Origin of the sequence: Erwinia sp., from assembly GCF_031978025.1 — a bacterium.
GTDB lineage: Bacteria > Pseudomonadota > Gammaproteobacteria > Enterobacterales > Enterobacteriaceae > Erwinia.
Map to the genome: position 1 here is coordinate 1 of NZ_DALZCD010000197.1, position 8,253 is coordinate 8,253.

General features: G+C 45.7%; 9 protein-coding genes and 2 pseudogenes. 8 read left to right on the top strand and 3 right to left on the bottom strand.

All coding sequences use genetic code 11. From position 1 onward, the window contains the following. Positions 1-673: 673 nt before the first annotated feature. The 6 genes and pseudogenes from RTK32_RS15235 to RTK32_RS15260 form a co-directional block, all read left to right on the top strand. Positions 674-982: pseudogene (locus RTK32_RS15235) on the top strand (glycoside hydrolase family protein); the annotation flags it as partial. 1 nt (position 983) lies between these two features. Beyond that, a complete protein-coding gene (locus RTK32_RS15240; RefSeq protein ID WP_312045449.1) occupies positions 984-1,433 on the top strand; it encodes a hypothetical protein in 450 nt (149 codons plus the stop codon). Between the two features lie 149 nt (positions 1,434-1,582). Further along, positions 1,583-1,882 (top strand): contact-dependent growth inhibition system immunity protein, encoded by a 300-nt coding sequence (locus RTK32_RS15245; protein ID WP_312045450.1) that lies wholly within the window; start codon positions 1,583-1,585, stop codon positions 1,880-1,882. 146 nt (positions 1,883-2,028) lie between these two features. Beyond that, positions 2,029-2,205 (top strand): annotated as a pseudogene (gene tnpA / locus RTK32_RS15250) (IS66 family insertion sequence element accessory protein TnpA); the annotation flags it as partial. A gap of 231 nt (positions 2,206-2,436) precedes the next feature. Further along, positions 2,437-2,769 carry a hypothetical protein gene (locus RTK32_RS15255; RefSeq protein ID WP_312045451.1) on the top strand — a complete coding sequence of 111 codons (333 nt, stop codon included), beginning with the start codon at positions 2,437-2,439 and terminating at the stop codon, positions 2,767-2,769. Between the two features lie 198 nt (positions 2,770-2,967). Then, positions 2,968-3,423, top strand: a complete 456-nt coding sequence (locus RTK32_RS15260) for a GNAT family N-acetyltransferase (protein ID WP_312045461.1) — start codon at positions 2,968-2,970, stop codon at positions 3,421-3,423. A gap of 201 nt (positions 3,424-3,624) precedes the next feature. Here RTK32_RS15260 and RTK32_RS15265 read toward each other — a convergent pair whose 3' ends face one another. Beyond that, positions 3,625-4,506: an SDR family oxidoreductase gene (locus RTK32_RS15265; RefSeq protein ID WP_312045452.1), complete on the bottom strand. Its 882-nt coding sequence runs from the start codon at positions 4,504-4,506 to the stop codon at positions 3,625-3,627. A gap of 78 nt (positions 4,507-4,584) precedes the next feature. Here RTK32_RS15265 and RTK32_RS15270 point away from each other — a divergent pair, with 78 nt between their 5' ends. Next, positions 4,585-5,199 (top strand): TetR/AcrR family transcriptional regulator, encoded by a 615-nt coding sequence (locus RTK32_RS15270; RefSeq protein WP_312045454.1) that lies wholly within the window; start codon positions 4,585-4,587, stop codon positions 5,197-5,199. 85 nt (positions 5,200-5,284) lie between these two features. On the opposite strand, the gene RTK32_RS15275 is transcribed toward RTK32_RS15270, so the two are convergent. Further along, complete coding sequence (locus RTK32_RS15275; protein WP_312045455.1) at positions 5,285-6,196, bottom strand: GGDEF domain-containing protein; 912 nt, start codon at positions 6,194-6,196, stop codon at positions 5,285-5,287. A gap of 567 nt (positions 6,197-6,763) precedes the next feature. Beyond that, positions 6,764-7,345 carry an NAD(P)H-dependent oxidoreductase gene (locus RTK32_RS15280; protein ID WP_312045457.1) on the bottom strand — a complete coding sequence of 194 codons (582 nt, stop codon included), beginning with the start codon at positions 7,343-7,345 and terminating at the stop codon, positions 6,764-6,766. 145 nt (positions 7,346-7,490) lie between these two features. Between RTK32_RS15280 and RTK32_RS15285 the strand changes: the two genes are divergently transcribed. Beyond that, positions 7,491-7,895, top strand: coding sequence for a helix-turn-helix domain-containing protein (locus RTK32_RS15285; protein WP_312045459.1), 405 nt, complete (start codon positions 7,491-7,493; stop codon positions 7,893-7,895). Positions 7,896-8,253: the final 358 nt, after the last annotated feature.

The following is an 8,253-nucleotide window of genomic DNA, read 5'->3' on the forward strand; positions in this document are numbered from 1 at the left end:
CAAAGGATAATATCACGCTGAAAATGCCGGCCTTTAAATGGGTTCATGTGCTTGCGCCCTCCGCTAAAAGTGGCGATAAGTTTATCGCCTCCAGATTTTTGCAACAGAGCCCACAATACAACCTATGAAGCACTACGGAATGTCAGTCCTTTACTTGGTTCCCGAAGCGGTCTAGACACGGCTGAAGATATACTGACAATTGTGGCCAAAAAAATTTCTGAGCTAATTACTATCTAATTGATCATAACTTTTACGTTTCAATTGTTTTCTGTTGGTCATCCAAACTATTTTTCAATTTAAATTGAGGCATGAGGCCCGTTTCAACGGGCCAGATATCACTAGTTCTCAGTTGTCAAAAACTAAAAGATTACCCTGTCCTGTTAACTCAACCTGTCGTTTCCAATGTCCGCTCCTGGCACAATGTGGACATATGCATCAGGCAAGATCCGCGCTAAGCGAGAGGCCGACTTTGCATGTTGGGGGAGAGTCCACAGCCATATCTATAGAAGGAGAAGATAAATCTTATGGCCGGGGTTAATGATTCGATTTCTTTTAGTACGAAAGGATATGGCCAGCTACGGATACGCGAAGGCGTGCTACTACAACGACCTGGGGCCTCATGCAGGAAGCTGTACGTGGGGAGTAGGAACTAAAGACACACGTTGCAGCACAGGACGTTAATACTGCGCTGGCAAGGCACGTTCATAAAGTCGAACAGTATATTCGTCGTAAAGTAAGGAATCATCGCCTTACACAAGCTCAGTTTGATAGCCTGGTTTCCTTCACTTACAACGTATCTAATCCGTCTTCAGTTATGAAGGCAGCCGATCGCGGCGATATGAAAGTGGTGTACGATAAAATGCTGCAATACATCTATGTCTTCAAACATGATGCAAAAGGTCATAAAATCGAAAAACCAAAAAATTTGTTCCCCTTGTACAAAAGAAGGCTGGAAGAAGCCGCACCATTCAGGCAGGAATAATATGCTTAAAAAATTACCACTCATTCTCTTGCTGTCACTGTGCAGTGCCACTACGGCATTCGCCGGTAACGATCAGGAAGTGGATTCTCGCCTGGATACACTGATGGGTGCTAATACGCATCAGCAGTACCACGATTTTCTAACAAAGCTCCAGAAATCAGTTGAGAAGAAAGACAAAGAAACCGTTGCTTCAATGGTCGATTATCCACTTACCGTCACTGTCGCTCATAAAGAAATCGATCTAGCTGATAGTCGGGATTTTGTTAAACATTACGATAAAATCTTTAACAACCGCTTAGTAAAAATCATTTTAGGGCAGAAATATGAGGATCTGTTTGCTAAAGACACAGGGATCATGGTCGGCCCGCATGGAGAGTTATGGTATAGCGGTATATGCACGGTCAACGACTGTAGCAAGTTTGATATTAAAATAATGCAAATCAATAACTAGCCATGCATATTGTGCCTGAATAGATACCTTTTTGCGTTGTTGAGCAAAAGCGGTCGCCAGCTCTAAATGGCGACCGTCATTTTTATTCTTGATTTGAGTAATGGAATAGCAAACCTTACTTCGTCCTTACTTCTTTCCCGGTGGTTAATATGAAGAAACTCAACACATTCTGGCTGGATAATCTGCTCGCTATATATTTTGGTCAGGATTATGATCTGTTTGGTAGTGGGGAAAGCGTAGAGGCTCAAATTGATGCCTGGATCGCTGATAATGCGCCAGCTGCATGGCATGGCCTGATAGGCGATATTGAGCAGTTTATTGAGCAAAGTGATAACCTGGAAGAGGATTTTGAAAGCTGCTATGGCTCAGAATTCTCAACAGAATTATGGGACACCACACCGAGTGGTTTCCTTAGTTTGGTAAAGGAAAGGGTCAGTAATTCCCTCTGATAATGCGAGCTTCAATGCATCCAAAAAAACGGCCGCCAGCACTAACTGGCGACCGTCATTCTGGCGCTTGCTAAGTGACCTGTTCCCCGTTGATTTATACACCGCGATATGAGTAATGTCTTCATTAGCCACATGAGGACATCCCCATGAAGAAGCTGTTTTCCGACGAACAGATCATCAGTATCCTCCGCGAGGCCAAAGCCGGAGTTTCTTCCCGTGAATTCTGCCGCAAGCATGCCATTTCAGACGCCACTTTTTACGCCTGGCGCAAGAAGTTCGGCGGCATGGAAGTCTCCGAAGTGAAGCGGCTCAAGTCACCTGAAATTGGGGGCAGGCCACCCGGCTTTGTTTTATGGCATATCCAACCGGGTATAACCAACGTCCGCTTTTGGCACAACGCGGACCGGTTTGGGCGTAACATCCGCTATGAGCGAAAAACAGACGTAATCATATACAGATGTTCAGGTGTGACACGATTAAAAACAAATGTCTGTGTTAATTTGTAAGTGAAGTCGCTAAGCAAAAACGATGTTTGATTCGTTAATGGAGAGATCATGGGCGTAGAGTTCTATATAACACGAGCTGACTTTTGGGCAGAAAATGAAGAAGCCCAAATCACTCATGAGGAGTGGGTTGCCTTCATCGACAGCGACAATGAATTAACGAGGGATCTTAAAAATGGTGATTATCATGCTTTATGGTCAGGGCCTTCATCGCATAATGAGGCATGGCTTGACTGGAGTGACAGCAATATTTACACCAAATGGCCAGACACGCAGATATACAAAAAGATGTTATATATCGCCGAGTGTCTCCACGCTCGTGTAATGGACGACGAGGGTAATATTTACAGTGCTCCATCTGACTGGGAGTATGATCCTTCTTAGACTCGTTAATGTTTGCTTCTGGTACAAACCGGCCTTCGGAATCGGAAAGTGCCCATAATGAGCCAGAAGCGGACGTAAAGGTAGATCCGTTCAGGCGATTATGCTCCAAGCTATCTGATCAGCATCATTATTTGAAGGATGACGTCTTTGTCATCATCTGCTTCTGGCCTGGCGAATATTATTGAAAAGGACATTGGGATGATAACCATAGAGAAATCAGATCCACATTCTCCAGACTCTCGTTACTTAATAGAAAAACTGTCAGCAGAGCTTGCCTCTATTACCGGCGATAGTGGCAAAAGCAACTTCACGATAGACTCAATAAATGAGGACAGAGCTTTATGGGCACTAGCAAGGGACAGCAGGGGAAAAGCGATAGGATGCGGAGCTATTCGTCCGTTAACTGAAAATATAGCTGAACTTAAAAGGATGTTTTCAGACCGTAGCTTTCCCGGCATTGGTAGTGCCTTGCTTACTTTCCTGGAAACAACTGCGAAGAGCATGGGATATAACGAACTTTGGCTTGAAACGCGGCATGTTAACTGCAGAGCAGTAAATTTCTATATGAAAAACGGATACATACGCATTGAGAATTACGGACCATACCTGGGTCGTAAAGAGGCAGTATGTTTTGCGAAGACCTTGAAAGGCTGACATAAAACTTAATCGACCTAAGCTCGCCATGCTCCTTGCAAGCTTTAAAATCGCGTATCAATGTTCGCTTCTGGCACAAAGCCGGACGTCAGGTTACTGTCCGCTATGATCGAAAAGCGGACATGACGAGGGCAATATAGTCACAGGAAACCATGGCCCCACCCTGTACCAGTAATATTCTTGTATGAAACAAGCAGTGTTTTACCTGAACAACTCAATATTTTCTTTGAGCCAACCAGACAACTCGCGTGGTGGTGACCCGGTTAGTTCTTCAACTGTCAGGGTCCGCTCTGTCAGGACTGACTGATTGAATATGCGATCCAGTCCAAGTAATAGATCAGCAACGAATGGAGAGAGACCTTCGGCCAGTAACGCAGTTCGCTGCTCCTCGGGAGAGCGATCGAAATAGCTGACCGTATAACCTAAAAGACGGGATAACTCCTCTGCGACCTCATGCATTGTCCAGTTACGCGAACCAGTAAGGTGGTACGCACGCCGCGAGTGCTCTGCCACTTTTTCAAGCAATGCGGCACGTGCCACATCGGCTACATCCCGGCTATCAATCAGATTCACACGTCCATGCCCTGCAGCCCCCGCCCAGGTTCCGGTGGTAACATGACTTCCGGCGCGCTTAAGTACATCCATAAAAGTCGTTGGTCTTAATACCGTCGAGGCCACGGATTGTTGGGCCAGATGAGCCTCTATCACTGCATGCCATGCAAAAGGGTTAAGGGGGGTGGCTGGCCCCATTACCGAGAGTTTAACAATATGGCGTACGCCTGTTTTTACCGCAGCGTCAATGAGTGCTATCTCATTAGCCACCTGTTGAGGAGAGGTACCGTGGGCAATAAAAAGCTTATCGGCTCCCCTGAGTCCCGTTTCTAACGTTGAGGGCTTATCAAAATCCACTACAACAGAGGCTATCTTGTCGGAAGTACTTTCAGGGACTTTCTGACGTGTGAGTGAAATAAGCTCTACAGAGTCTGATGAAAGTTGCTTGATTAAGTGTGAACCGACCCGGCCTGTCGCACCCGCAACAGCGATACGAAGTTCAGGCGCCGGAAGATTTGTTTGAATAAGCATGGTGACCCCTTATTATATGATGGAATGATTGGTCCAATCATCCTGGTACGATCGTTCCAACTTGTCAACGGAGGATCCATGAGCGGTAAACCGCAATATGATGAAAGCACCGTGCTGAATGCAGCCATTAATGTTTTCTGGGGGCATGGTTATGCAAGCGCCTCCATCAGCGACCTTACTGAAGCAACAGGTCTGTCCCGATCAAGCCTTTATCAGCGTTTTGGAGATAAGGACGGGCTTTTCAATGAGTGCCTCAGGCTGTATACGGAGCGCGTCCTGACACGCATGAATTCGATTCAATCTGCTTCCTCAAAAGTGAGAGTTGAAGCATTACTGCGTGAATTCCTTCCTGGCCGCGCCGGAACAGGTCATCACAAAGGGTGTCTGCTGTCTCGCAGCCTGACGGAACAGGAAGACCTGACGGCCGCAGGGAAAATGACAATGAGAGAGGGTATCCACCAGCAGCGACAGGTATTGTTAAACATCCTGGCGGAGGGGCAACAAACGGGTGAAATTGCGCAGGATGTCGATCCGGAACGGCTGGCGTGGTATTACTTTGGCATCCTGCAGTCGGTAATAAATTTGCCTGCAGCCGGAGCAAACCAACAGACGCTTTCACAACTCATTGATACTTCAATGTCTGCCTGGCCAACGAGAGAGACTTCCCCTCCAGACTCCAGTGCCACAACCTGAGTTGGACGCATCCCCGCACTTACCGGAACTTAAAATCTGAAATCGTCGGCGCATCGAAGGGGATTAAAAGGGCAAAAATAGCCCTTTAAAAAAGGTTGTCTGAGCCTGAGCGATGAGCGTACATGATGCAATCTCTTCCCGCCCGCTTGCCTCGATAAAGTGCATCATCAGCAGCAGAAATAATATCAGAAGATGAGTCCTCTTTTTGTTTAACGGCTACGCCAATAGTGACAGTAACGCTGATGCTTCCGTTGCCCCCCTCTGAAAGCGATGTTTTTATCTTTCTAACAATATCTTCAGCATCAGCGTTATCAAAAATGACAAACACAAACTCTTCACCACCTGACCTGGCAATAAAAAAATTATCGCTTACGAAATTATGCAGCTTCAGCCCTATAGTTCTCAATACTTTATCACCAGTCTCATGGCCATATGTATCATTGATTTTCTTAAAGTGATCAATGTCTGCAAAGCAAATGGTTCCCGCCCTGTTTTCTATCTCCCTGAGTTTAACGTTCAGATGCCGTCTGTTTGGTAAGCCTGTCAATTCATCTGTTAATGACAGGTTCACCGCAGATTTATAATTATTATTCACATAGGATATAAATTTATTAAATGAATAAATAATCATGAGCATGGCCGGAACGTAGATAAGGGCTGATATTACGGATGCTGTATCCCGCTCAATCAGGTTAAGCCCGCCCGCCATAGAAACCAGAGAGGAGTTCAGGAGTAAAAATAAGCTCATCCTGAAAACCAGCAGATGCATATCGACAGAGTAAATGTTAAACGACTTTCTAATAAACCATACCATTAACATTACAGTGCAAGAATTTATAAAGAAGTAAAAATTCAGTCTTGATGTATCACCCATAGCCCAAAAAAGAACAATAATTAGCGTAGCCATAACGCAGGTGTAAATGATTACCATTCTGTAAAGCAGACCTTCCGGCGATTCAACTTCATAAACAAGTTTGTCGTGTATCTTGAAATTCATCACGTAATCCTGATTTAGTTTAGGAGTAAAATAGTACCACGTGATTGCTTATAAAAGTCATAACGTTTGCTGTTCAGGTCGCTGGCCCGGTGGTTATACATGAAGAAATCACGCACAAAAAAGTGCTGCTGCGAGTAGCCTTTCTACAAATTACACTTAAAAATCATCAACCTTTATCAATGCTGATTTGTGGTGATCAATTTTTAATCCCTGAATCAATCGATTGTCAGTAGTGTCCGCCTCTGGCACCAGGCGGACGGATGCCAGGCTGCTGTCCGCTTTAAGTCAGAAGCGGTCCTGACAGGATGTAAAAGGGTTGTCCATCCTCACTATTGCATCCAGGTGAGGTTTTGATTCTGCATCCCGTTCGGTAGTAGTAGCCTTATCAGGCTACTCATTTAAAAGCATTCAGATACTGTGCCACAGCAGAAAGGCGCTTCTTTTGCTTCTGCTGGCCTGGCGCGGTGCACTCATGTGCCGCCGCCGCATTAATGCCGTGATCCGCACCAAAGATCACTTCAATCTTACTGAGTGACAGGGAAATTACTCATCTGAAAGAAACGGATATTAAAAGTGTTTTTCAAGATGCGCATCGAAACGGATAAAGTCCTCATCGACCTGGGGATTCTTCATGACATCGTATGCCCAGAATGACGGTACTTTCTCAAGGCCAATCCATTTAAAGATCAGGTCTACCGGGAGTAACAGATCATCTTCGCTGCGACCGGCAAAGTATTTTTCAGCTGGATTATTGAAAGCCTCCTGTGGCGCATTAGCCGTGACGGAGATCATGTATCGACCTTTCAGAAGCCCGCCCATGCCATAATTTTCTTTTGGCGCTGCGGAACTTCGACCATCATAAAGAGACATTTCACCGACCATACCTGCGCCCCAGACATCATCAACATATTTCTTCAAAGACCACGGCATTCCCATCCAGTTTAGCGGCATCTGAAAGAACACCACGTCAGCTCGTTTGAATTTCTCAACCTCAGTGGCAATGTCATAGGCCTCTTCGGTCATCGTCTTTTCAATTTCCCAGCCCTTATTGGAAAAATGTGTCTCAGCGCGGTCAATATAACTGGCAGACAGTTTTCCTGGTGAATAGGCGTATTTAAGATGGCCATTAATAATTAATACTTTTTGCATGGAGAAATTCCTCGATAGTTATCTGGCTTATGCCTGGAAAGGGTAAACTCTGCTTCAATGGGTGCTGTGAATATAATGGTATATTGTTTATACTTAGAGTCAATAAGGCACTTTGAGGTGCTCAGGTATACACGAGGAAACCGCTATGTCAGTCAATTCATTTACTATTCTGCCAGAATGTTTTTCTGCCGATTGTCCAGGTCGGGCGCTGTTTGATCAGGTTGCGGATAAATGGTCGATGATGGTGCTAATCACCCTTGAACAAGGTCCGGTGCGCTTTAATGCGATCAAGCATCGACTGGAAGGCGTCACACAGAAAGCGCTGACTCAGTGCCTGCGTAAGCTTGAACGCAACGGTATGGTAACCCGAAATGTTATGGCGACTTCACCCGTTGCAGTAGCCTATGAAATTACCCCTCTCGGGCGAACGCTGATTGTTCCGCTCAGGGCCATGCATGAATGGACGATGGATAAGATGCAGGAAGTGGAGGCGGCGCGGCAGGCATTCGATCAACGCGATACGCAGAACCCTTTGGCCAGCATCCGCTGAGTATTGCATGACGACCGGAAAGTATGTCCGCTTCTGGCACAGAGCGGACGTAAACTGAGAGAGCCGTTCACGAGCAAACATCTGTGTTTTTCATTGTTGCTGACGCTGCCAGAGAAATCAGTCCTCATTAAACTGCCCAGACTTTCCACTCCCCCATAATGCGGTGAAACTCGTCATTAGCGCTGAAAAAATACACGCCGTTTCACTTAATAATCGCTCGTGTTGAATTAAGGGGCAGCCATCTTGATGTCGACGCGGCTGAGCAAGTGATTACGCAGCCATCGTTATATCGGAGCAGAGAGTCAGCAATGGCTTTATCTGATTCCCGCGAGGTGGCAATGCGCTGATAAAAAACAAC